General features: G+C 69.0%; 18 protein-coding genes. 17 read left to right on the top strand and 1 reads right to left on the bottom strand.

What is annotated here, in order from left to right:
* The first annotated feature begins 45 nt into the window (after window positions 1-45).
* From LGR54_RS08930 to LGR54_RS08880, 11 genes are all read left to right on the top strand, one after another.
* Entirely contained in the window at window positions 46-864 is an 819-nt protein-coding gene (locus tag LGR54_RS08930; RefSeq protein ID WP_230361623.1) for an ABC transporter permease, read from the top strand.
* Window positions 865-1,701: an ABC transporter ATP-binding protein gene (locus LGR54_RS08925; RefSeq protein WP_230361622.1), complete on the top strand. Its 837-nt coding sequence runs from the start codon at window positions 865-867 to the stop codon at window positions 1,699-1,701. It abuts the gene before it with no gap.
* Between the two features lie 4 nt (window positions 1,702-1,705).
* Window positions 1,706-3,019, top strand: coding sequence for an NtaA/DmoA family FMN-dependent monooxygenase (locus LGR54_RS08920; RefSeq protein ID WP_230361621.1), 1,314 nt, complete (start codon window positions 1,706-1,708; stop codon window positions 3,017-3,019).
* 38 nt (window positions 3,020-3,057) lie between these two features.
* Window positions 3,058-3,597 (top strand): flavin reductase, encoded by a 540-nt coding sequence (locus LGR54_RS08915; RefSeq protein ID WP_230361620.1) that lies wholly within the window; start codon window positions 3,058-3,060, stop codon window positions 3,595-3,597.
* Window positions 3,598-4,130: 533 nt separating this feature from the next.
* Complete coding sequence (locus tag LGR54_RS08910; protein ID WP_230361619.1) at window positions 4,131-4,784, top strand: arylesterase; 654 nt, start codon at window positions 4,131-4,133, stop codon at window positions 4,782-4,784.
* A gap of 160 nt (window positions 4,785-4,944) precedes the next feature.
* Window positions 4,945-5,397 carry a (2Fe-2S)-binding protein gene (locus LGR54_RS08905; RefSeq protein WP_230361618.1) on the top strand — a complete coding sequence of 151 codons (453 nt, stop codon included), beginning with the start codon at window positions 4,945-4,947 and terminating at the stop codon, window positions 5,395-5,397.
* A gap of 5 nt (window positions 5,398-5,402) precedes the next feature.
* Window positions 5,403-7,631: a xanthine dehydrogenase family protein molybdopterin-binding subunit gene (locus LGR54_RS08900; RefSeq protein WP_230361617.1), complete on the top strand. Its 2,229-nt coding sequence runs from the start codon at window positions 5,403-5,405 to the stop codon at window positions 7,629-7,631.
* A gap of 351 nt (window positions 7,632-7,982) precedes the next feature.
* Window positions 7,983-8,579, top strand: coding sequence for an SIS domain-containing protein (locus tag LGR54_RS08895; RefSeq protein WP_230361616.1), 597 nt, complete (start codon window positions 7,983-7,985; stop codon window positions 8,577-8,579).
* A complete protein-coding gene (locus LGR54_RS08890) occupies window positions 8,561-9,781 on the top strand; it encodes an HAD-IIIA family hydrolase (RefSeq protein ID WP_230361615.1) in 1,221 nt (406 codons plus the stop codon). The genes LGR54_RS08895 and LGR54_RS08890 overlap by 19 nt, the downstream gene beginning before the upstream one ends.
* A 15-nt stretch (window positions 9,782-9,796) precedes the next feature.
* Window positions 9,797-10,792: a galactokinase gene (locus LGR54_RS08885; protein WP_230361614.1), complete on the top strand. Its 996-nt coding sequence runs from the start codon at window positions 9,797-9,799 to the stop codon at window positions 10,790-10,792.
* Between the two features lie 98 nt (window positions 10,793-10,890).
* A complete protein-coding gene (locus LGR54_RS08880) occupies window positions 10,891-16,122 on the top strand; it encodes a glycosyltransferase (protein ID WP_230361613.1) in 5,232 nt (1,743 codons plus the stop codon).
* A gap of 83 nt (window positions 16,123-16,205) precedes the next feature.
* Here LGR54_RS08880 and LGR54_RS08875 read toward each other — a convergent pair whose 3' ends face one another.
* On the bottom strand, window positions 16,206-17,534 hold the full coding sequence (locus LGR54_RS08875) for an NAD(P)/FAD-dependent oxidoreductase (protein WP_230361612.1): 1,329 nt from the start codon (window positions 17,532-17,534) through the stop codon (window positions 16,206-16,208).
* A gap of 454 nt (window positions 17,535-17,988) precedes the next feature.
* Between LGR54_RS08875 and LGR54_RS08870 the strand changes: the two genes are divergently transcribed.
* The 6 genes from LGR54_RS08870 to LGR54_RS08845 all read left to right on the top strand — a co-directional run bounded on the left by LGR54_RS08870 (window position 17,989) and on the right by LGR54_RS08845 (window position 23,762).
* Window positions 17,989-19,347: an NAD(P)H-dependent oxidoreductase gene (locus tag LGR54_RS08870; RefSeq protein ID WP_230361611.1), complete on the top strand. Its 1,359-nt coding sequence runs from the start codon at window positions 17,989-17,991 to the stop codon at window positions 19,345-19,347.
* An 87-nt stretch (window positions 19,348-19,434) separates the two neighbouring features.
* Window positions 19,435-19,746 (top strand): putative quinol monooxygenase, encoded by a 312-nt coding sequence (locus tag LGR54_RS08865; RefSeq protein WP_230361610.1) that lies wholly within the window; start codon window positions 19,435-19,437, stop codon window positions 19,744-19,746.
* 23 nt (window positions 19,747-19,769) lie between these two features.
* On the top strand, window positions 19,770-20,690 hold the full coding sequence (locus LGR54_RS08860; RefSeq protein ID WP_230361609.1) for an NAD(P)-dependent oxidoreductase: 921 nt from the start codon (window positions 19,770-19,772) through the stop codon (window positions 20,688-20,690).
* 57 nt (window positions 20,691-20,747) lie between these two features.
* Window positions 20,748-21,758 (top strand): DctP family TRAP transporter solute-binding subunit, encoded by a 1,011-nt coding sequence (locus LGR54_RS08855; protein ID WP_230361608.1) that lies wholly within the window; start codon window positions 20,748-20,750, stop codon window positions 21,756-21,758.
* A gap of 70 nt (window positions 21,759-21,828) precedes the next feature.
* Window positions 21,829-22,482 carry a TRAP transporter small permease gene (locus LGR54_RS08850; RefSeq protein ID WP_230361607.1) on the top strand — a complete coding sequence of 218 codons (654 nt, stop codon included), beginning with the start codon at window positions 21,829-21,831 and terminating at the stop codon, window positions 22,480-22,482.
* Entirely contained in the window at window positions 22,482-23,762 is a 1,281-nt protein-coding gene (locus LGR54_RS08845; protein ID WP_370638186.1) for a TRAP transporter large permease, read from the top strand. Before LGR54_RS08850 ends, LGR54_RS08845 begins: the two co-directional genes overlap by 1 nt.
* Window position 23,763 lies beyond the last annotated feature (1 nt).

Below are 23,763 nucleotides of genomic sequence, written 5' to 3'. Positions count from 1 at the left end.
CCCCATTCCGACTTCGCTCACCGTCTCGCAACGGAAGGCTGATCCATGCGCCGCATCATCAATTATGCGCCGAGCCCTGGCGCGAAGGTGATCCTCGCCATATTGCCGTTCGTGCTGCTGGTGGGCGTCTATTTCCTCGGCTCCAGCGCCCGGCTCGCCATCGACCCGGCCGACAAGCTGATGCCCGGCTTCTCGTCCTTCTATGCCAGCATGATGCGGCTCGGCACCACCATCGACATCGCCACCAAGCAGTACCTGCTCTGGTGGGATACCTGGCTGAGCCTGCAGCGGCTGTTCCTCGGCCTCGGCATCTCCGCGCTGATCGGGCTGGTGCTCGGCATCCTCGTCGGCTTCGTGCCCTATCTGCGCGCCACCTTCGAGCCGTTCTTCGCCGCCTTCTCGCTGATCCCGCCGCTCGCCGTGCTGCCGATCCTGTTCATCCTGTTCGGGCTCGGCGAACAGTCGAAGATCGTGCTGATCGTGTTCGGCATCGCGCCCTTCATCACCCGCGACGTGATGCTGCGCGTGGCCTCGCTGCCGACCGAGCAGATCGTCAAGGCGCAGACGCTCGGCGCCTCCACCTGGCAGATGATCACCGGGGTGATCCTGCCGCAGGTGATGCCGCGCCTGCTCGACTCGGTGCGCCTCTCGCTCGGCGCCGCCTGGCTGTTCGTCATCGCCGCCGAGGCGATCACCGCCGAGGGCGGGCTCGGCTACCGCATCTTCCTGGTGCGTCGCTATCTCGCGATGGACGTGATCCTGCCCTATGTCGCCTGGATCACGCTGCTCGCTTTCCTGATGGACTACGCGCTGCGCAAGATCGCCGCCGTCGCCTATCCCTGGGACCGGATCAAGGCGGCCTGAATGACCCAGATCATCTTCGACGACGTCTGGAAGGAATATGGCGAGCATATCGTGCTCGAGCGCATCAACCTGACGCTGGACGACCACGAATTCCTCGCCGTGATCGGCCCCTCCGGTGCCGGCAAGACCACCTTCCTGCGCATGCTGCTCTCGCAGGAGGCCCCGACGCGCGGGCGCATCCTGATCGATGGCGAGCCGATCGCCCCCGAGCCGACCGCCGATCGCGGCGTGGTGTTCCAGCGCTACTCGGTGTTCCCGCACCGTACCGTGCTGGGCAACGTCATGATGGGTCCGCAATGGGCGGCGTCGCCGCTGCTCGGCCGGCTGTTCGGCGCCCGCCGCCGGGCGGTGGAGGAGCGCGCCATGGCGCTGCTCACCCGCGTCGGCCTCGCCGAGCACGCGGAGAAATATCCCGCCCAGCTATCCGGCGGCATGCAGCAGCGCCTCGCCCTCGCGCAGGCGCTGATCATGAAGCCGAAGGTGCTGCTGCTCGACGAGCCGTTCGGCGCGCTCGACCCCGGCACCCGCAAGCAGATGCACGAGCTGGTCAGCGAGCTGTGGGAAGAGAACGCCATGACCATCGTCATGGTCACCCACGATCTGCCCGAGGCGTTCCTGCTCGGCACCCGCGTCATCGCCGTCGAGCGGCCGCGCAAGGACCCGCAGGCGCCGGAGCGCTTCGGCGCCACTATCGTCTCCGACTACGAGACCAAGTGCCGGATCGTCCGCGACAGTCGCCGCTTCGAGGCGGACCGCGCCCAGGCACGTCTCGCTCTGGTTCCCGACTCTCTCTTATCCGCTGGCGGCACCTCCGCTGCGGCACTGGTGAAGGACTGACACAATGGCCGACAAGCGCTTCCACCTCGCCTGGTTCATGAACTTCACGCCCGACGAATGGCGCGAACCCTTCGGCCAGGGCGGCAATCCGTGGGACGGCCGGTTCTATATCGAGATGGCGCAGGCCATGGAGCGCGCCTGCTTCGATCTGATCATGATCGAGGACAAGCTGATGGTGCCGGAGACCTACGGCGCCTCGCGCGACATCTCGCTCGCGCACGCCATGATGGTGCCGAAGGCCGATCCGGCGCCGCTCGCGGTGGCCATGGGCATGGCGACCAGCCATCTCGGCGTCGTCGCCACCATGTCCACCATGGCCTATCCGCCCTTCATGCTGGCGCGGTTGTCCTCCACCATCGACAGCCTGACCAAGGGCCGCTTCGGCTGGAACGTCGTCACCTCGGCCGAGGACCTGATGGCGAAGAATTTCGGCATGGACAAGCTGCCGGCCCGCGAGGACCGCTACGCCATGGCCGACGAGTACATGGAAGTGGTCGGCAAGCTGTTCGACTCATGGGAGCCGGACGCGGTGGTGCTCGACCGCAAGAACGGCATCTATGCCGACGGCTCCAAGGTGCACACCGTCGATCACGAAGGCCGGTTCTACAAGGTGCGCGGCCCGCTCAACACCGTGCCCTCACCGCAGCGCCGCCCGGTCTACCTTCAGGCGGGCGCCTCGCCGCGCGGCCGCGACTTCGCCGCCCAGCATTCCGACGCCATCGTCTCGGTGGCGAACGGCATCGAGGGCATGAAGGAGTTCCGCGCCGACATCCGCGCCCGCGCCGAGAAATTCGGCCGCAACCCGGACGACATCAAGGTGTTCTTCTGCATCTGTCCGAGCCTCGGCGAGACGGAAGCGGAGGCGCGCGCCCGCTACGACAACGTCACCATGTCCGACAATTTCGTCACCGACGTGCTGATCTCGATCTCCGCCATCACCGAGATCGACTTCTCGAAGTACGACCTCGACAAGCCGCTGCCGGAAAAGCTGGTGACCAACGGCGAGTCCGGCACGCTCGACAAGTTCCAGCAGTGGGGCTCCGGCAAGACGCTGCGCCAGCTGGCGGCGTCGGGCGGCGGCGGCCTCGTCTCCTCGCTGGAACTGATCGGCACGCCGGCGCAGGTGGCGGAGAAGATGGGCGCGGCGATGGAGGAGGTCGGCGGCGACGGCTTCCTGATCACCACCCCGGTGCTGCGCGTCTCGCGCCGCTACATCACCGAGATCTGCGACGGGCTGGTGCCTGAGCTGCAGGCGCGCGGGCTTGTGCGCACCGAGTACAAGCACCAGCTTCTGCGCGACAACCTGCGCGAATTCTGAGCGACAGCGCGGACATCGCGCGGGATAAGGAGATCCCCATGGGTTCCTGCCTGCACAAGGACATCGTGCCGGCCGAACCGGAGCTCGCTCCGGTCGGCCGACAGGAGTATCGCGACGCCATGGCCCGCCTCGGCGCGGCGGTGAACGTGGTGACCACCGACGGGCCCGGCGGGCGGCACGGCTTCACCGCCTCCGCCGTGTGCAGCGTCACCGACGACCCCCCGACGCTGCTGGTGTGCCTCAATCGCGGCTCGTCCGCGAGCGCCACCATCCACGCCAATGGGGTATTGTGCGTCAACACGCTGGCGGCCGGGCAGCAGGAGCTGTCCGACCGCTTCGGCGGCAAGGTGCCGCCGGCCGAGCGCTTCCACGCCGGCGAGTGGCGTCCCGGCATCACTGGCGCGCCGGTGCTGGTCGGGGCGCTGGCGAGCTTCGATTGCCGCATCACCCGCTTCGTCGAGGTCGGCACGCATGACGTGCTGTTCTGCGAGGTGGTCGGCCTCGACGAGGCCGGCACCCGCGAGGGGCTGATGTATTTCCTGCGCGGCTATCACGCGCTGGGCAAGCCGCCGGAGTGAGTGCCGGGCCTTGAGCGGGCCGGGCGCCAGCCCGGCCGTGCCGGTACGCTAGTCCATGATCTTCGGGGTGCCGCAGTTCGGCGGCGAGCAATCCGGCAGCGGGGACTGGTTTTCCGCACGTCCCGGCGGCGGTCCCGGAGGCGGCTGTCGCACCGCCGATCCGGGTGCCGGCGGTCCGTCGGGTGCTCCCGGCGGCGGGGCGGGCGGGCCTCCCGGCATCGGCGGCGGTGCGGGTGCCGGCTGTGTCGGCGCGGGGCCGGTTCCGGGCGGATTTCCACCATCCTGCGCGAGGGCCGGGCCGGAAATGCCCACCAGGGCGGCGCTTGCCGCCAGCACGATCGACAGTCTCATGCGCTATCTCCCCTTCGGTCTTCTGGCCAACGCCGGGGGGAGGCGAGTGTTCCGGCCGGGTGCCGAAGGTTCGCGCCGTCGGCCCCTCCCATCCGGCGGCGACCTCGTGGCGCCGGTAAGAGGTTGGTGAGGTCCCGGCGAGGGTCTGGATCGTGGCGGCGGAACAGCGGAATATCCGCCGCATGAGCCTTCCCGCACCGCCGCTCCGGCTTCGAAGCCTCACCCTGTTGCTGGCTGTCCTGCTGCTGTCCACCCTGGGCGCGCGGGCCGAGACGCTGCGCATTGTCGCGCTCGGCGACAGCCTGACCAGTGGCTATCGCCTCGCCGCCGGCGATGCCCTTCCCGCCAAGCTCCAGGTGGCGCTGCGGGCTCGCGGGCACGACGTGACCATTGTCAATGCCGGGGTCTCCGGCGATACGGCGAGTGCCGGGCTGGCGCGCCTCGACCGCTCGGTGCCAACCGGCACGCGAGGCGTGATCCTCGAACTCGGGGCCAATGACGCGCTGCGCGGAGCCGACCCGGCGGAGACGGAGGCGGCGCTCGACGCCATCCTGTCGCGCCTCAGGGCGCGGGGCATTTCCGTGCTGCTCGCCGGCATGATCGCGCCGCCGAGCCAGGGTCTCGTCTACATGTCGCGCTTCCAGGCGATCTATCCGCGACTGGCGCGCAAGCACGGCGTTCCGCTCTATCGCTTCTTCCTGTCCGGGGTGGCGGCGGTGCCGTCGCTGAACCTGCGCGACGGCATGCATCCCAACGCAGCGGGGATCGACGTCATCGTCTCCCGCATCCTGCCGACGGTGGAGGCCTGGCTTCCCGGCGTCGCCGGCGGCGGGTGAGGGGGCCGCCCGGGCGGTCCTGATCAGTCACGGACTGGTGATTAGATGATGGTCGTCATGAAGCCTAGCCTTTTGGCGGGAGCGTAGAGGTGTTCGTCGTCGGCCGGGAAACTCGGCGGCGTGCGCCCGCGCGTCCTCATCCCCATTGGAGAGGGCGAAGATGAAATTCACACTCAACGGATCCGAACACACCATCGAGGCCGATGGCAGCATGCCGCTGCTATGGGCGCTGCGGGACGTGGTCGGGCTGACCGGTACCAAGTTCGGCTGCGGCGCGGCGCTGTGCGGCGCCTGCACCGTGCATGTCGACGGCACGCCGGTACGCTCGTGCCAGACCGCGCTGTCCGATGTCGAGGGCAAGAACGTCACCACCATCGAGGGCGTCGGCGGCGAGGTCGGCACCGCCGTCGTCACGGCGTGGCGCAAGCTCGACGTCGTGCAATGCGGCTACTGCCAGTCCGGCCAGATCATGTCGGCCGTCGGCCTGCTCAGCGAGAACCGCAAGCCGACCGACGAGGACATCGACGCCGCGATGGACGGCAATGTCTGCCGCTGCGCCACCTATCAGCGCATCCGCGCCGCCATCCACGAAGCCGCCTCCAACCTCGCGTGAGCGCCATGCACATCATCAAGCCCGCCGACTATGCCCGGATGCTTGAGCGCCTCGCTCCCGCGTCCGCAAACACTGCCACCCTTGCCGCGCCGTCCCGCCGCGGCTTCCTGAAGGCCGCTGCCGCGATTTCCGGCGCCCTCGTCATCGGCGTCCGGCTCGGCCCGTCCGAGGCGCTCGCCGCCGCGCCGACCGACGGCCCGATGCCGAACGCCTTCGTGAAGATCGCGCCGGACGGCACCGTCACCGTGCTCATCAAGCATCTCGACATGGGCCAGGGCGTCACCACCGGCCTCGCCACCATCGTCGCGGAGGAGCTCGACGCCGACTGGAGCCAGATGCGCGCCGCCTTCGCCCCGGCCGACGCCCAGCTCTACAACAACCTGTTGTTCGGCCCGGTGCAGGGTACCGGCGGCTCGACCTCGGTCGCCAATAGCTGGGAGCAGCTGCGCAAGGCCGGCGCCGCCGCCCGCCAGATGCTGATCGCCGCCGCCGCCGCGAAATGGCAGGTGCCGGCCGCCAGCGTCACCATCGACAAGGGGACGCTGACCAGCGGCAGCCACCGCGCCGGCTTCGGCGAGTTCGCCGCCGACGCGGCGCGCCTGCCGATCCCCACTGATGTGACGCTGAAGGATCCCAAGGACTTCCGGCTGATCGGCACCCGCCTGCCGCGCCTCGATTCCGTCGACAAGACCGACGGCAAGGCGGTCTATGCGCTCGATGTCCGTGTTCCCGGCATGCTCACCGCCGTCCTCCGGCGGCCGGACCGCTTCGGCGCCACGGTGAAGTCCTTCGACGCCGCCGCCGCCAAGAAGGTGCCGGGCGTCGTCGACGTGGTCGCGGTGCCGGCCGGCGTCGCGGTGCTGGCGCAGAACACCTGGGCGGCGATCCAGGGTCGCGAGGCGCTCGCCGCCATCGAATGGGACGAGAGCCAGGCGGAGAGCCGTGGCACCACCGAGCTGCTCGACGAGTACAAGACGCTCGCCGCCACCCCCGGCCTCAACGCCGCCCGGCGCGGCGACGCCGCCAAGGGCATCGCCGGCGCGGCCAAGACGATCGAGAGTGAGTTCGCCTTCCCCTATCTCGCCCACGCGCCGATGGAACCGCTGAACTGCGTGATCGAGAAGACCGCCGACGGCGTCACCATCCATGCTGGCTCGCAGTTCCAGACCATCGAGCAGGCGGTCACCGCCGGCATCATGGGACTGAAGCCCGAACAGGTGAAGATCGAGACCGTCTGGGCCGGCGGCTCCTTCGGTCGTCGCGCCAACCCGCCGGCCGACTACATCGCCGAGGCCGCCACCATCCTCAAGGCGATCGACGGCCGGGCGCCGGTGCACCTCGTCTGGACCCGCGAGGACGACATCAAGGGCGGCCATTACCGCCCGATGTTCTACCACAAGGTCCGGGCCGGCCTGACCGCCGACGGCAAGATCGCCGGCTGGGAGCAGAGCATCGTCGGCCAGTCCTTCATGGCCGGCACGCCCTTCGAGGCCTTCGCGATCAAGGAAGGCGTCGACGGCACCTCGGTGGAGGGCGCGGCCGACACCAACTACGCCATCGGCGATTTCAGCGTGCAGCTGCATTCGCCGAAGGTGAAGGTGCCGACGCTGTGGTGGCGCTCGGTCGGCCACACCCACACCGCCCATGTGGTGGAGGTGACCATCGACGAGCTCGCCCATGCCGCCGGTCGCGACCCGGTCGAGTTCCGCCTCGAACTGCTGAAGGACAAGCCGCGCCACGCCGCCGTGCTCAAGCTGCTCGCCGAAAAGGCTGGCTGGGGCCCGAAGGCCGGCGCCGGCAAGGGCCGGGGCCTCGCCTTGCACGAGAGCTTCAACACCGTGGTCGGCAGCGTGATCGACGTCGCCGTGGTGAACGGGCAGATCAAGGTCGAGAAGGTGGTGTGCGCCGTCGATTGCGGCATCGCCGTCAACCCGGACGTGATCGCCGCCCAGATCGAGGGCGGCGTCGGCTTCGGGCTCGGCGCGGCGCTGCATGACGAGATCACCCTCGACAAGGGCGTGGTCGAGCAGGCGAATTTCGACACCTATATCCCGCTGCGCATGTCGGAAATGCCGAAGGTGGAGGTGCATATCCTGCCCTCCGCCAACGCGCCGACCGGCATTGGCGAGCCGGGCGTGCCGGGCGTCGCCCCGGCGCTGTCCAACGCCATCTTCGACGCTACCGGCCAGCGGCTGCGCTCGCTGCCGTTCCGGCTGGAAGACTTCAAGGTGTGATGCTCCCGGGGAGCGGCCGGCGCGCTGCCGGCCGCTCCCCCCCCCTCTCGCCGCCGCTCCGTCCTCGCCGAGGCGACAGAGGGGCTCGCGGCCGCGCCGGCCCCGGCGCCACGGCCCAGCCGCCAACTTTGCCCAGCCGCCAATTTGCCGAGGTCGCGCCATCGCCGAACCGCCGGATGGCGGGCTCGACGTCCGACGTTCATCGCGTTCCAACTGCTTCTATTTTTGAACTTTACTAAGCTGACGCTGGCGTTTTGCGGGAGGAAGGGCTATGTCGGAATCATGCGCCTGGAATGATGACAGGCCGACGCGGGCACACGCGGGGGCGCATTCGGCAACGTGAGAGAACGCATGCTGACAAAGTCGACCGACCGGGCGGCGGTCATCTCGGCATATTTCGCTGAAACCGAAAAGCTGATGAAGCGCCTCACCGAGGTGAGCGCCGATGTGGAGCGCGCCGCCGATGCGTGGATGGCCGCGCTGACCGCTGGCGGCAAGGTGATCTTCTGCGGCAATGGCGGCTCGGCTGCCGACGCCCAGCACCTTGCGGCCGAGCTGATGGGCCGCTTCCTGTTCGACCGCGAGCCGATGGCGGCGCTGTCGCTCACGGTGGACACCTCGGCGCTGACCGCCATCGGCAATGATTACGGCTACGAGAACACCTTCTCGCGCCAGCTGCGCGGCATCGGCCGCGAGGGCGACGTGCTGGTCGGCATGTCGACCAGCGGCAACAGCGCCAATGTGGTGAAGGCCTTCGAGGCGGCGCGCGAGATGGGCATCGTCACCATCGGCCTCACCGGCGCCAATGGCGGCAAGATGACGGCGCTGTCCGACATCCTCATCGCCGTGCCGCATGGCCAGACCAACCACATCCAGGAAGCGCACATCGCGGTCGGGCACCTGATCTGCGCGCTCGTCGAGTCCACCCTTTGCTCTCCCAAGCGCTGATCCTCTGCGGCGGGCTCGGGACGCGACTTGGTGATCTGACCGCCGCGACCCCGAAGCCGATGCTGCCGGTGGCCGGGCGGCCCTTCCTCGATCACCTGATCCAGGAAGTCGCCCGCTACGGCATTACCCGGATCGTGCTGCTGGCCGGGCGCTTCGGCGAGCAGATCGTCGACGCGTTCGACGGCAAGCGTCTCTATGGCGCCGATATCGAGGTGCTGGTGGAGCCGGCGCCGCTCGGCACCGGCGGCGCGCTGGCCTTCGCCGGTCCGCGGCTCGACGACGAATTCCTGCTGCTCAACGGCGATAGCTGGATCGACGCCGACCTCGTGCGCTTCGCGCGCGCCTTTCGCGAGGCGAAGGCCGCCGAGCCCGGCCTCGCCGCGCAGATGCTGCTGCAGCACGTGCCGGACGCCGGCCGTTTCGGCAGCGTCACGCTCGACGGCCACCATGTCCGCGCCTTTCTGGAGAAGAGCCCGGAGCGGGCGGGCAAGCCTGGCCTGATCAATGCCGGCGTCTATCTGCTGACGCGCGAGATCCTCGACCTCATCCCGGCCGGCACGGCGTGCTCGCTGGAGGCCGACGTGTTGCCGCGCCTCGTCGCGGCCGGCCGGGTGGCGGCGGTGCCGGCGCCGGCGGGCAGCTATTTCATCGATATCGGCGTGCCCGAGACCTTCGCCCGCGTGCAGGAGGAACTTCCGCGCGTGCGTCGGCGTCCGGCGGTGTTCTTCGACCGCGACGGCACGCTGAACCGCGATGCCGGCTACACGCACCGCGTCGAGGATCTCGACTGGATGCCCGGCGCCCGCGAGGCGGTCGAATACGCCAATGCCGCGGGCTATCTGGTCTTCGTGGTGACCAACCAGGCCGGCGTCGCGCGCGGCCGTTACGAAGAGCCCGCCATTCTCGCCTTTCACCGGGCGATGCAGGGCGAGCTGGCCGAGATCGGCGGCCATATCGATGCGCTCGAATATTGCCCGTACCATATCGAGGCCACCGTCGAGGCCTATCGCCGCGACAGCCGCCACCGCAAGCCGGGGCCGGGTATGATCGAGGATCTGCTCGCCGCCTGGCCGGTGGATGCGGCGCGCAGCGTGATGATCGGCGACACCGAGGCGGACATGCAGGCCGCCGCCGCCGCGGGCATTCGCGGCCTGCGCTATGGGGGCGGTTCCGTGCTGGATCTGCTGCGACAATCGATTTGAATCTTCGAGGCACATATGTGGATCAGCAGGACCCCCCTTAGGGCGAGCTTTCTCGGCGGCGGAACCGACTACCCCTCGCATTTCCGCTCGCATCCCGGCGCGGTTCTCGGCGGCACGATCGACAAGTTCGTCTATATCCAGGCGCTGCCGCTGGCCGCGATCGCCGATCAGCATTTCCGCGTCACCTACCGCACGACGGAAAGCGTCGACCGGGTGGAGGACATCCAGCATCCGGTGATCCGCGAGGCGCTGAAGCTGCACGGCTGGACCGCACCGCTCAACATCGCCACCATGTCGGACCTGCCGGGCTCGACCGGGCTCGGCTCGTCGTCCTCCTTCACCGTCGGCTTCCTGAACCTGCTCAACCGCATGCGCGGCATCGAGCTCACCCGCTACGAGCTGGCGCGGCAGGCGATCCACATGGAGCAGGACATCCTCAAGGAGAATGTCGGCGTCCAGGACCAGATCCATGCGGCGTTCGGCGGCCTCGCGCGCTACGAGTTCACCGGCGATTCCTTCTCCATCGAGCCGCTGCGGCTGACCACCAGCCGCCTTACCTTGCTGAACTCCTCGATGCTGCTGGTCTATACCGGCGGCCAGCGCAGCGCCTCGACGGTGCTGCAGAGCCAGGACCAGCGCACCAAGTCCGGCGCCAACGAGGCCTATCTGCGCGAGATGTACGAGATGACCCGGATCGGGGCCTCGCTGCTGGAGGCGCCGGGCGACGACCTGTCGACCGTGGTGCGCTTCGCCGAGCTGCTCGACCATGGCTGGCAGCTGAAGCGCCAACTGGGTTCCTCGGTGTCGAACTCGGCGATCGACGAGCTCTATATCCACGGCAAGGAGCTGGGCGCCTGGGGCGGCAAGCTGCTCGGCGCCGGTGGCGGCGGCTTCGTGCTGTTCCTCGCCGATCCGAACCTGCATCCGTTGTTTTCGGAACGGTTCGGCAGCGGAAATGTCGTTAAGGTGGCGCTGACCAATGGCGGCTCCACCGTGACCAACATTCACTAGTCCGCGGCGGAGGGGTGGCGCGGGGCGCCACCGAGCCGGTCGGTCGCCGCCGCATGACGGACCCGCCCGGCGAGCCGAGACGCAGACAAGGACGTTTTATGAGCCAGGGCCGCATCATCCTCGTTCCTCCCGCCACGCCGGGCAGCAAGGGCGATGACGGCATGCTGCGCGGCGTGATCGAGCTGTTCCGCGATCGGCCGGTGGTAATCGCCAACCTGTCGGCGGATTGCCGGTGGCTCGATTGGCTCGACCTGCCGGCCGGCTACGGCCATGTCAGCGAGGCGCCCGGCCCGTTCCAGGGATATGGCGAGCGGCTGGAGCCCGGCGACGTCCTACTGGTGCTCGGCGCCGATGTGGTCGACGGCTCCTGCGGCCTCGAATCGAGCTTCGAGCGCCTCGATCTGGTCGGCGAGGCGGTGGCACGGGGCCATGGCGTCTTCGTCTTCTGCTCGTTCCGCTCCCGCGTCGCGCCGGAGATACTGGAGCGGCTGCGGCTGATGCCCTCGGTGGCCTTCCGGCTACGCGACAAGCGCTCGCTGGCGAATTTCGAACGCCAGCTCGGGCGCAAGGGTACCTTCTTTCCCGATCTGTCCTTCTTCTGCCCCACCGAGGCCAATGCGGCGAGCGAGGCGACCCTGGCGCGCATCGCCGGCGCCGGCGACCGGCATCCCGTGCTCGGGCTCAACTTCTCCGAGCAGTCGTTCCGCTACTTCTCCGGCGAGCCGACGGAGGAGAAGCGCCGCGACTTCGTCGCCCGCATCCTCGGCGAATTGTCACGCGCCCACCCGCAGGCCTTCTACGTGCTGATGTCGAGCGATGCGCGCGGTTGGGAGAACCATCCCTCCGACGAGGACTACGAGGCGCTCGCCCTCGACTGGATCGAGGCCAATCTCGGCCCCGACCGGGCCGTGCGGGTCGATCCCGGCGTCGGCTTCGGCGGCAACGTCCTCGTGCTCAAGGCGGTCGACCTCGTGGTCACCGGCCGCATGCATCTGGCGCTGGCGGCGCTGCGCGCCGGTACCGTGCCGCTAATCATGATGCCAGAAGATACTTTGAGCTCTAGTGACAAGATGCGCGGGGCACTGGATACCTATCTGGGTAGTGCCGAGACGGCCATCTCCGATGTCGACCAGCTCGGCGCCGCCAGCCTTCGCTTTCTTTCCGAGAGAAACCAGCTCCTGTCACGGCTGGCGGAACTCGCCGGCCAGCAGGCCGAATCCAACGCACGGGACGTCGAACGACTGATGAAGGCAATCGAGGACATCGGGGTTCCGGCGGAAGGCGACGAGGCTCATCTGCGGGCGGCTCTGGTATCGGCACTCTCCAGCGTCATCCGCCGTTCCGACGAGCTGGCGAAGGAGCGTGCGCTCTCCGACGAGCTGCGCGGGCGCATCGACAACCTGACCTCGACCGCCGCCGACGAGCGCGTCAGGGTCGCCGAGTTCGCCACCCGGCTGCAGGCGGTGACGGAGCAGAACGAGAGGCTTCAGGCACGCGAGCGCGGCGCCGCCGACCTCGCCGCGGCTCTCGAAGCCCGCGAGCGTGAGATCAAGGCGCGCGAGGCTGCGCTGCAGGGCGGGTCGGCCACGTCCGGCCGCAGCGCGCGGCTGGAAGCCGAGGATCTGCGCCGGCAACTGGCCGAGAGCAAATTCGCCGGCGAAGCCGCGCTGCGGCAGGCCGAGCTGCGCATCGCCGCGATGACCACCGCCGGCGACCGGCTGGTGAGCGAGCTGCGCCGGGCCTATTCCAAGCCGTTCCGGCCGCTGCGCAAGGGTCTGGAACGGGCGGCGCTGCGCGTTCTCCTGCTGCCGGAGGCGATCCTTCCCGAGCGCAGCGCCTACAGCCTGCGTCGCTCGCTGGACAGCCGCAAGGGCGCCCGGTTCCAGCGCGACTGGCTGAGCGCCTGCGGTCATCTGGTCGAGACGGGCCGGTCGCGGAAGATGAGCAGCGCACCGCTCTACGCGGTTGCCCTGCGCGTGCTCGCCGCCTGCGTGAAGCCGTTCTCGCAGCGCACCGCCGCGCGCTTCCGCCGCTCCGCCGACAAGCGCGATCCCGAGAAGATCGCCGTGGCGCAGCGCGAGGCCGAGCTGCTCATGCAGCTGACCGCCGAGGGCGCCGATCAGGGCAAGGTCCACGCGCCGGTGGAGGATCCGCTGCGCGCCAAGCGCATCCTGGTCGCCGACTACCGGCTGCCGCGCCCCGACGTCTCGGCCGGCGAGCGCGCCAGCTTCGGCGTGATCGCCGATCTGCGCGCCCTCGGCTTCGAGGTGACGTTCTGCGCCACCGATCTCACCGACACCGCGCCTTACCGGGAGAATCTCGAGGCCCTCGGCGTCACGGTGATCACCCATGCCAGCGGCTATCACAGCGCCGGCGACTATGTGCGCGAGCGCGGCGGCGATTTCGGCGCCTTTTACTTCGTCCGCTTCGACGTGGCGGAAGCCCTGCTGCCGGCGGCGCGGCAGATGGCGCCCGACGCGCTGGTGATCCTGCACGCGCCCGACCTCTATTTCCTGCGCGAGGGGCGTGCCGCCGATCTCAGCGGCGACCCGGCGGATCGTGCCAAGGCGGAGGCGACCCGCGAGCGCGAGGTCGCGATGATGCGCGCCGTCGACCACGTCATCCTGGTCAGCGCCGCCGAGATCCCCTTCCTCGAGACATATCTCGACCTCGACAAGGTCTCGGTCTTCCCGGCTCTCTACAGCCCGGTCAGCGAGAACCCGCCCGGCTATGGCGGGCGCGCCAACCTGTTCTTCCTCGGCGGTTTCAAGCACACGCCGAATGTCGGCGCCGTCGTCTGGTTCGTCGACAAGGTGTGGCCGCGGGTGCGCGCCGCGCTGCCCGGTGTCGAGTTCCACATCGTCGGCGCCGAGGCGCCGCCCGAGGTGCTGGCGCTCGCCAACGAGCCGGGGGTGCGCCATGTCGGCTATGTCGCCGATCTCGACCCGGTGCTCGCCGCCTACCGGCTGAGCGTCGCGCCGCTGCTCTTTGGCGCGGGCATCAAGGGCAAGCTCGGCGCCAGCCTCGGCGCCGGCGTGCCGTCGGTGTGCACCGTCGTCGCCGCCGAGGGCATGGGCATCGTCGATGGCCTGCATGCGCTCATCCGCGACGAGCCGGAAGCCTTCGCCGACGCGGTGATCGCGCTCTATCGCGACGAGGCGCTGTGGTCGCGCCTCTCCGACAATGGCCGCATGCTGGTGCGGGAGAATTTCGGCGAGCTCGCCAACCGTTCCTCGCTGCTGCGCGTGCTCGACCGGGCGCGGGTGCTGCCGCTCGATCTCTACATCGAGAACTGCCGTGCCGCCCCGCCGGCGGCTTACCCGGTCTATGACGCCAGCACGCCGATCGACGTGTCGATCATCGTGCCGGCCTACAACAAATGGGAGCTGACCCAGGCCTGCCTCAGCTCGGTGTTGCTCGCCGGGCGCGCCACCGGCATCCGCTACGAGGTGATCCTGGCCGATGACGGCTCCACCGACGAGACGGTGAACGCGGCGACGCTGTTCCCCGGGCTGCGGGTCGCCAAGGGCGAGAGCAACCAGGGCTTCCTTTTGAACTGCAAGAACGCCGCCGCCCGCGCCAGCGGCCGGCATTTGCTGTTCCTCAACAACGATACCGTGGTGCTGCCCGGCTGGCTCGAGCCGCTGCTGCGGGCGATGGACGAGGATCCGCGCATCGCCATCGCCGGCTCCAAGCTGATCTACCAGGACGGCACCATCCAGGAGACCGGCGCCGCGCTCTATTCCGACGGCACGGCGACCAATATCGGCCGCGGCCGCGACCGGCAGGCGCCGCTCTATGCGTTCTCCCGCGAGGTCGATTACGCCACCGGTGCCTCCATGCTGGTGCGCGGCGCGTTCTGGCGCGAGATCGGCGGCTTCGACGAGCGCTACGTGCCGGCCTATTGCGAGGATTCCGACCTCGCCATGACCGCGCGCGACAAGGGGCACCGCGTGGTGTGCGTGGCCGAGTCCGAGGTCATCCATTTCGAGCACGGCTCCTATGCCGCCGAGAGCGCTGCCCAGCCCAAGACGCTGGCGCTGCGCAACGGCGCCATGCTGGTCGAGAAGTGGCGCGATACCTTCCTGATCGAGCATCTGCCGGCCGGCACGCCGTCGGACATCGCCGCCGCGCATGCCGAGCGCCAGCCGCCGCTTTCGGCGCTGGAGCGCCGCCAGTCCGGCAAGCTGAACGTGCTGTATTTCAGCCCGTTCCCCTCGCACCCCGATAATCACGGCAACCAGGCCACCATCCAGGCCTTCGCCCGCAAGTTCCAGCAGATGGGCCACAAGGTGCATTTCGCGCTGCTGGAAAGCCACATGTACGACGCCAGCACGGTGGCGATGATGCATGCGCAGTGGGACAGCCTCGACATCCTGCCGAATACCTGCGGGCTCGGCTCCAATGGCGAGCAGATCCCGTTCGATGGCTGGTACGAGGAAGGGCTCGGCGAGCACATCCAGCGCCTGTGCGCCAGCCGCGACATCGACGTGGTGTTCTGCTCCTACGTCTTCCAGTCGCGCCTGCTCGACTATGTGCCGGCCCATATCCTCAAGGTGATCGACACCCACGACAAGATGGGCGACCGCTACGAGATGCTGCGCAAGAACGGCCAGCCGCTCGAATTCTTCTCCTGCTCGCCGGAGGAGGAGGGCGCCTATCTGCGCCGCGCCGATCTCGTGGTGGCCCGCCGCGCCGAGGAGGCCGCGTACTTCAACTCGGTCACCGGCCGCGAGACCGCTATTGTCATCCCGCATGTCGAGGAGGCCCGCTTCCTCGACCGCCCCTTCACCAAGATGACCGATGTCGGCATGGTGGCGAGCGCTAACCGCATCAATCTCGCTATCGCCCTGCAGCTGCTGCAGGCGATCGAGCGGCAGCTCGGCGGCAAGCAGAGCCCGTTCACCCTGCACATTGCCGGGCAGGTGCGGGACATGATCGACGACCTAGCGCCCGGCGAGGCGGCGCTGTTCCGCCGTCCCTGGGTGAAGCTGCACGGTTTCGTGCCGGATATCGGCACCTTCTACGGCGACGCCGACGTCGTGGTCTCGCCGGTCACCATGGGCACCGGCATCAATGTGAAGACGGTGCAGGCCATGGCCTATGGCATGCCGCTGCTGACCACGAAGTGGGGCGGCAAGGGCATCGAGACCGGCGATCCGCTGCACGGCCATGACGATCTCGACGCGCTGGTGGCGAGCATCCTGCGGCTGGCCGCCGATCCCACGCCGCTGTCGGCGCTGGCGGAAACCAGCCGCCGCCGCTACCAGGCTTTCTACGACGACAGCATCGCGGTGATGGAGCGGATGTTCGCGTCGGTGAAGCACTAGCCCCGACGCCGTGCCGTCCGGCGGGGGCGTCAGGGCTCCCGCCCGGAAGCCCCGCCCGGAGCCGCCGCGTGGAGTGTCCCCGCTCAGTGCGGGGAGGCCGCCGTCGGCGGTGGAGCGCTGCCGGAGGCCCCGGGTGTCGGGTCGCCGGTGATCAGGCGGGCGGAGCGCTGGTGGGTGATGTAGTTCCACAGCCAGCTCAGTGCCACCGCGATGCGGTTGCGGGTGCCGATCAGGAAGTAGACGTGCACCACGCCCCAGAACGCCCAGCCGGTGAACCCCTTCAGTTGCCAGCGGCCGAGCTTCACCACCGCGGCGTTGCGCCCGATGGTGGCGAGGTCGCCGACATGGCGGTAGCGGAAGGCGCCCGGCGCCGGCTTGCCGGCGACCCGCGCCGCGATCACCGCCGCGACGTGGTCGCCCATCTGCTTGGCGGCCGGCGCGATGCCGGGGATCGGCCGGCCATTGGCCGGCGGCGGCGCCGAGGTGTCGCCGATGACGAAGATGTCGGGATCGCCGGGTAGCGCGAGATCCGCGCCGACGATGCAGCGCCCGGCCCGGTCGGTCTCGGCGCCGAGCCATTGTGCCGCCGCCGAGGCGCGTACGCCGGCCGCCCAGATCTTGGTCGAGGAATGGATGCGCTCGCCGCCGGCGAGGTCGACATGGTCGGGCCCGCAATCGATCACCGCGCGGCCGGTCATCACCTCCACGCCCATCTGTTCCAGCTTCTGGCGCGCATAGGCGGAGAGCGGCTCGGGGAAGCTCGGCAGGATGCGCTCGCCGGCCTCGATCAGCAGGATGCGGGCGGTACGCGGGTCGACGCGCTTGAAGTCCGGCGCCAGCGCGTGGCGCGCCACCTCGGCGACCGCCCCGGCGAGCTCGACGCCGGTCGGTCCGCCGCCGATGATCACGAAGGTGAGCAGGCGCCGGCGCAACTCGTCGTCATTGGTCGCCTCGGCGCGCTCGAAGGAGACGAGGATGCTGCGCCGCAGCCGAGTGGCGTCCTCGATGTCCTTGAGGCCGGGCGCGTCAGCGGCCCAGTCGTCATGGCCGAAATAGGAATGCGTGGCGCCGGTGGCGAGCACGAGGATGTCGTAGGGAATGCGCCCCTCGCTGGTGACGAGCTCGCGGGCGGCGCGGTCGACGCCCTCGGCGCGCGCCATCAGCATCGTCACGTTGGACTGCCGCGACAGCACGTGCCGCACCGGCCAGGCGATATCGGCCGGCGAGAGCACGGCGGTGGCCACCTGATAGAGCAGCGGCTGGAAGCAATGGTAGTTGTGCCGGTCGATCAGCGTGATGTCGACCGGTGCGCCGGCGAGGCCGCGTGCCGCCTGAAGGCCGCCGAAGCCGGCGCCGGCGATCACCACGCGGGGTCGGTGAGTTTGGGAGGGTGTTTCAATCTTGCTGTTCATTGGCCTGCACTCATTGATGTCGTCGTGCCCCCGGCGACCCCTGCCATGATGGCTGATCCTGCGTGGAAAGTTCCACCCCCTGGACGTGCGGCGAACGTGCACTTGGGCAAGCGCGCCGGCGGGCAGGCTGGATCGTTAAGCCAGGCTAACAAGTCGGGCTGTCTTTCTAAATGGAACTAACGGACCTGCCGCCCTATGGTCAGCTTCGAGCAGCACGACAGATCGCTGCCGCACCGTGAAGCGGGACGTGATCCCGGCTTCGGGGTGGAGGACAAAACGCCGCTTTCGACCCAACCCGCATCGTCCCCGACGCCGGCCCCGTGGCCGCGCGCGTCCGTGAACGACGCCTGACGCGCCGCCTCCTGAACAGGAGAGCCGCGCCGGCGCTCCCTCATGGCCCGCGCCGTCCCGGCTCGACCCGAGGGGCGCCAGGATCGCATCTGAGGATCGCACGATGAATCTCTCGACCTTGCTTCAAGCCCGCGCCGCCGCCGGCCGTCCGGTCCGGGCCGGCCTGATCGGCGCCGGCAAATTCGGCTCGATGGTGCTCGCCCAGGCGCAGCGCATCGAGGGATTGCAGATCGTCGCCGTCGCCGACCTCAATGTTGGCAAGGCGCGGGAATCGCTGGCGCGGGTGGGCTGGCCGGCGGAGCGCTACGCGGCGACCAGCGCCGGCGACGCGGTGAAGACCGGCCGCACCTTCGTCACCGACGACGCGGCGGCGATGCTGGCCTGCGACGAGATCGAATGCGTCATCGAGGCCACCGGCCACCCGATCGCCGGCACCCGCCACGCGCTGGCCGCCATCGACGCCCGCAAGCATGTGGTGATGGTCAATGTCGAGGCCGACGTGATGGTCGGACCGATCCTCGCCGAGCGCGCCCGCAAGCAGGGCGTCATCTATTCCATGGCCTATGGCGACCAGCCGGCGCTGATCTGCGAGCTGGTCGACTGGGCGCGCGCCACCGGCTTCGAGATCACCGCCGCCGGCAAGGGCATGAATTTCGAGCCGCGCTACCGCTACTCCACCCCCGACACCGTCTGGGGCTTCTTCGGCTGGACCGAGGAGGAGGTGAAGGCCGGCGACTTCAATCCGAAGATGTACAACTCCTTCACCGACGGCACCAAGGCGGCGATCGAGATGGCGGCGGTGGCCAACGGTACCGGCCTCGACTGCCCGGATGACGGGCTGGCCTTCCCGCCCGCCGGCCTGCACGACCTCGCCAAGGTGTTCCGCCCGGCGGCGGATGGCGGGCGCATGGCGCGCTCCGGCCTCGTCGACATCGCCGCCAGCCAGGAGCCGGACGGGCGCGAGGTCTACAACAACATCCGCTACGGCGTGTTCGTCACCTTCAAGGCGCACAACGAATATGCGCGCGCCTGCTTCAAGCAGTACGGCCTCCTGACCGATCCGTCCGGCTGGTACGCCTCGATGTGGCGCCCGTTCCACATCATCGGGCTGGAGACCTCGGTGAGCGTGCTCTCGGCCTGCCTGCGCGGCGAACCGACCGGCTGCTCGAAGGAGTTCCGCGGCGATGCCGTCGCCACCGCCAAGAAGGACATGCAGCCCGGCGAGATGCTGGACGGCGAGGGCGGCTACGCCGTGTGGGCCAATGCCATCCCGGCGACCCGCAGCCTCGACCTGCGGGCGCTGCCGATCGGCCTCGCCCACAACGTCAAGCTCAAGCGGCCGCTCAAGAAGGACCAGATCGTCTCCTTCGACGATGTCGAGCTCACCGCCGATCTCGACGTGGTCCGGCTGCGCCGCGAGATGGAAGACACCTTCCGCCCCGGCACCAGCGTCGCCGCCTGAGGCAAGGGCGAGGGCAGGGCGGCACGCGCCTCCCTGCCTTCGCCTCCCGGCCTTCGTACCTTTTCCGCTTTCTCACAGGACGACGACATGACCGCCGCCCCGCAGACGCCCTTCGTCGTCATCGCCGAGTTCCGGGTGAAGCCCGGCGCGCTCGACGCTTTCCTCGCCGCCGCGCAGGATGATGCCCACCATTCGCTCGCCGACGAGCCGGGCTGCCGGCAGTTCGACGTGGTGGTGCCGGAAGCCGGCGACAGCGTGGTGTTCTACGAGGTCTATGACAGCCGCGCCGCCTTCGACGCGCATCTGGAGACGCCGCATCTCGCCCGGTTCCGGCAGGCGTTTCCGCCGCTGATCGTCGAGGAACGGCCGGTGCGCTTCGCCGCCCGCCAGCATCCGTGACGACCGGAACAGGAGGCACCGCGATGGCCGATATCCCTTTGCCCACACCGCTGCGCCGGATCGGCCTCGTCGGCACCGGCATCATGGGCGGCCACATGGCGCGGCGGCTGGCGCAGGCCGGCTTCACTGTACAGGCATGGAACCGCACGGCGGCGAAGGCCGAAGGGCTGGTCGCCGACGGCGTCGAAATCGCCGCCTCCGCCAAGGCGGCCGCCACCGGCGCCGATGCGGTGGTGTGCATACTCTCTTCCGGCCCGGTCTGCGACGCCGTGCTCGGCGGGCCGGAAGGGGTGATCGCCGCCATGCGCACCGGCGCGACTTTGGTGGTGATGAGCTCGATCCCGGTGGAGACCGCCCGCGCCCAGTCCGAGACCTGCGCCCGTCGCGGCCTGCGCTATGTCGATGCCCCCGTCTCCGGCGGCGAGCGCGGCGCCCGCGAGGGTACGCTCTCCATCATGGCCGGCGGCGAGGCACGCGCCATCGCCGATCTCGCGCCGCTGTTCGCGCCGCTCGGACGCGTCACCCATGTCGGGCCGGCCGGCTCGGGCGAGCTCGCCAAGCTCGCCAACCAGCTGATCGTCGCCTCGAACATCTGCGCGGTGGCGGAAGCCCTGCTGCTCGCCGAGCGCGGCGGCGCCGACCCCGAAAAGGTGCGGGAGGCGCTGATCGGCGGCTTCGCCGACTCGACCGTGCTGCGCCAGCACGGCGAGCGCATGGTGCGCGGCGACTATGCGCCGGGCGGCCCGGCCAAGTATCAGGTGAAGGACACCTCGACGGCGCTGCGCTTCGCCCGCTCGCACGGCCTCACCCTGCCGGTCGCCGCCACGGTCGACCTTCTGTTCCAGAATCTGGTCGAGCACGGCGGCGCCGATCTCGACCACAGCGCCGTGCTCCTCGAGCTGCGGCGCGCCAACCAGCCGGCGGAGGCTTCCGCCGACGCCTGACCATGGCAAATAATGCCAGTCAACCGGGACAAAGAATCCCGCTACGGAGGAAACGACATGAACGCCTTCTCGCTCCGCGGCCTTCTGGTCGCCGCCTCGCTCGCCGCCGCCTCGCTCTCCCTTGCGGTTTCCGCCGGCGCCGAGACGCTCACCCTCTCCACGCCGGATGCCGACACCTCGGAGATCACCCTCGCTGCCAAGCACTTCGCCGAGGTGGTGAAGCAGAAGACCAATGGCGAACTGGAGATCAAGGTCTTCCCAAACGGCACCCTCTATGGCGGCGACCCCTCGGCCGGGGTGAAGCAGCTGGCGGGCGGCTCGCTCGACATGCTGCTCAACGCCACCTCGCTCTACGCCACCTTCAACCCGAAATTCACCGCCATCGCGGTGCCCTATCTGTTCGACGGCACCGACCAGCTGCGCGCCTATCTCGACAGCGAGCTCGGCGAGGAACTGCGCGGCGACCTGTCGAAGATCGGCATCGTCGGCCTCGATCTGTGGTCGCGCCCGCTGCGGCAGATCACCAATTCCAAGCGGCCGATCACCGCGCCGGACGATCTGAAGGGCCTGAAGCTGCGGGTGCCGAACAACCCGCTCTGGGTGAAGTTCTTCGGCGCGATGGGCGCGGCGCCCACCCCGATGGCCTTCGCCGAGGTGTATAATGCCCTTCAGCTCGGCGTGGTCGACGGGCAGGAGAACCCGGTCAACGTGCCGGTCAGCGCCCGCCTCTACGAAGTGCAGAAATACCTGACCATCTCCAACCACATCGCCGATGCCTGGGTGCTCGGCATGAATCCGCGCCGCTACCAGGCGCTGCCGGACAAGTTCAAGACCGCGCTCGCCGAGGCGGCCAGGGAGACCGAGGACTGGAAGGCTAAGGCCGACGCCGCCGACATCGCCGCCTCCATCGCCACGCTGGAGAAGAACGGCATGAAGACCAACGAGCTGACCCCCGAGCAGCGCGCCGGCTTCGTCGCGGTGTCGAAGAGCCTCTACCCGGTGTTCGAGGCACTGGTGAAGGACCCGTCCTTCTTCCAGCGCACCACCTCCTTCGCCGGCAAGAGCTGAGGCGAGGCGTACCGAGCCCCGGCGGCGGCCCATGGCCGCCGCTCCCCCCTCGTGGACAGGTGGTGTTCTCATGTCCTCGCCCGATAAATCTTCCGCCGTAAACTCTTCCGCCGCCGCGTCTTCCGTTGCCGGATCTTCTCGCGGCTTCTCGCTCGGCCGGCTGGTCGAGGTGGTCGCCGACTACGCGGCGGGCCTCGCCTGCGGCGGCATCCTGGTGGTGGTGCTGATGCAGGTGATCGGCCGGCTCATCGGTCATCCGCTGCCCTGGACCGAGGAAGCGGTACGCTTCCTGTTCATCTGGATGGTGTTCCTCGGCCTCGCCGCCGGCTTCCGCACCGTGGAGAGCGCCCGCGTCGTGGTGTTCCTCGCCATGATGCCCAGCCTGTCGAAGCACATCGCGGTGCCGATCTATGTCGTGTTCTCGATCGGCTTCTTCCTGCTGGTCGGCTGGACCGGCATCACCCTGGTCGAGCAGCAGATCATGATGAACGAGGAGGCGGCGACGCTGCCGATCCCGATGTGGGTGATCGGCTTGGTCATGCCGGTCTCCTCGGTCATCGCCATCCTCGCCATCGTCGATTCGCTGCGGCGGCGGCGCGAACTGATCGCGATGCCGGAAATGGGCCTGCCGCCGGACGAGATCGTCCATGCCGACATCTCGATGACCGGCGGCCACCAGCACGTCGCCGCCGGCCCCACCGTCACGGGAGCGCACTACCAATGATGAGCGTCATCCTCTTCGCCCTGTTCTGCGGCCTCAGCGCGCTCGGCGTGCCCTTGGCCATCGCCCTGGGCCTCGCCGCCGTCGCCACGCTGCTGATGTTCACGCCGATGCCGCTCGACCTGCTCACCCAGACGATGTTCTCCTCGATGAACTCGTTCCTGCTGGTGGCGGTGCCGCTGTTCATCCTGGTCGGCGCGGTGATGGAGCGCGGGCGGGTCGCCGAGCGCATCTTCGACTTCGCCGAATCCATGGTCGGCTGGCTGCCGGGCGGGCTCGGCCATGTGAACGTGCTGTCCTCGGTGATCTTCTCCGGCGTGTCCGGCTCCTCGGTGGCCGACATCGCCTCGGTCGGCGCCATCGAGATCAAGGCGATGGAGCGGCACGGCTTCCCGAAGGGCTATGCGGTCGGCATGACGCTGTGCACCGCCACGCTGTCCTCGATCATCCCGCCCTCGATCCTGATCGTCATCGCCGGCTCGATTGCCAATGTGTCGATCGGCACGCTGCTGGTGGCCGGGCTGGTGCCGGGGCTGTTCATCGCCTTCGCCTTCCTGGTGTTCAACCACTTCTATTCGGTGCGCTACGGCTACAATCCGCCTTCGCCGTTCAATTTCCGCATGGTGGTGGTGACCGGGCTGCGCGCCATCCTGCCGATGCTCACCCCGTTGATCCTGATCATCGGCATCGCCTCCGGCGTGTTCACCCCCACCGAGGCGGCGGCGATCGCGGTGACCTATGTGCTGGTGCTGGGCGTGCTGGTCTACCGCACCATCCCGCTCTCCGAGGTGCCGGAGATCCTCGTCTCCACCGCCCGCATCTCCGGCACCATCTTGTTCATCGCCGCCACCTCGCAGATCGCCGCCTGGGTGTTCACCTATGAGGGGCTGCCGGAGAAGCTGACGGCGATCCTCGGCGGCATGAGCCTCGGGCCGACCTCCGGCCTCCTGGTGATCTTCGTCTTCCTGCTGCTGATCGGCATCTTCATGGAGGCGATCCCGGCGATGTTCATCCTGATACCCGTGCTGATGCCGACGGTGACGGCGCTCGGCATCGACCCGATCCACTTCCTGATCATCACGGTGATGACGCTGACCCTCGGCCTCGTCACCCCGCCGGTCGGCGTCTGCCTGTTCGCCGCGGCGCAGGTGTCGGGGATGAGCGTCGACGAGGTGGTGAAGGGCTCGCTGGCGCCGATGACGGTGCTGACGCTGGCGATCTTCGCGCTGGTGCTGTTCCCTGTGCTGACGCTCGGGCCGCTGCACCTGCTCGGGCTCTACTGAG

The organism is Ancylobacter sp. Lp-2 (assembly GCF_020523795.1).
Classification (GTDB): Bacteria; Pseudomonadota; Alphaproteobacteria; order Rhizobiales; family Xanthobacteraceae; genus Ancylobacter.
The sequence above is the reverse complement of the archived record's forward strand: the minus strand, read 5'-3'. Positions and strand labels throughout refer to the sequence as shown.

Coding starts and splice junctions, on each gene's coding strand:
- LGR54_RS08930 (WP_230361623.1), top strand. CDS start 46: ATGCGCCGCATCATCAATTATGCGCCGAGCCCTGGCGCGAAGGTGATC.
- LGR54_RS08920 (WP_230361621.1), top strand. CDS start 1,706: ATGGCCGACAAGCGCTTCCACCTCGCCTGGTTCATGAACTTCACGCCC.
- LGR54_RS08870 (WP_230361611.1), top strand. CDS start 17,989: ATGAATCTCTCGACCTTGCTTCAAGCCCGCGCCGCCGCCGGCCGTCCG.
- LGR54_RS08905 (WP_230361618.1), top strand. CDS start 4,945: ATGAAATTCACACTCAACGGATCCGAACACACCATCGAGGCCGATGGC.
- LGR54_RS08880 (WP_230361613.1), top strand. CDS start 10,891: ATGAGCCAGGGCCGCATCATCCTCGTTCCTCCCGCCACGCCGGGCAGC.
- LGR54_RS08845 (WP_370638186.1), top strand. CDS start 22,482: ATGAGCGTCATCCTCTTCGCCCTGTTCTGCGGCCTCAGCGCGCTCGGC.
- LGR54_RS08915 (WP_230361620.1), top strand. CDS start 3,058: ATGGGTTCCTGCCTGCACAAGGACATCGTGCCGGCCGAACCGGAGCTC.
- LGR54_RS08855 (WP_230361608.1), top strand. CDS start 20,748: ATGAACGCCTTCTCGCTCCGCGGCCTTCTGGTCGCCGCCTCGCTCGCC.
- LGR54_RS08910 (WP_230361619.1), top strand. CDS start 4,131: ATGAGCCTTCCCGCACCGCCGCTCCGGCTTCGAAGCCTCACCCTGTTG.
- LGR54_RS08885 (WP_230361614.1), top strand. CDS start 9,797: ATGTGGATCAGCAGGACCCCCCTTAGGGCGAGCTTTCTCGGCGGCGGA.
- LGR54_RS08875 (WP_230361612.1), bottom strand. CDS start 17,534: ATGAACAGCAAGATTGAAACACCCTCCCAAACTCACCGACCCCGCGTG.
- LGR54_RS08900 (WP_230361617.1), top strand. CDS start 5,403: ATGCACATCATCAAGCCCGCCGACTATGCCCGGATGCTTGAGCGCCTC.
- LGR54_RS08895 (WP_230361616.1), top strand. CDS start 7,983: ATGCTGACAAAGTCGACCGACCGGGCGGCGGTCATCTCGGCATATTTC.
- LGR54_RS08860 (WP_230361609.1), top strand. CDS start 19,770: ATGGCCGATATCCCTTTGCCCACACCGCTGCGCCGGATCGGCCTCGTC.
- LGR54_RS08925 (WP_230361622.1), top strand. CDS start 865: ATGACCCAGATCATCTTCGACGACGTCTGGAAGGAATATGGCGAGCAT.
- LGR54_RS08850 (WP_230361607.1), top strand. CDS start 21,829: ATGTCCTCGCCCGATAAATCTTCCGCCGTAAACTCTTCCGCCGCCGCG.
- LGR54_RS08865 (WP_230361610.1), top strand. CDS start 19,435: ATGACCGCCGCCCCGCAGACGCCCTTCGTCGTCATCGCCGAGTTCCGG.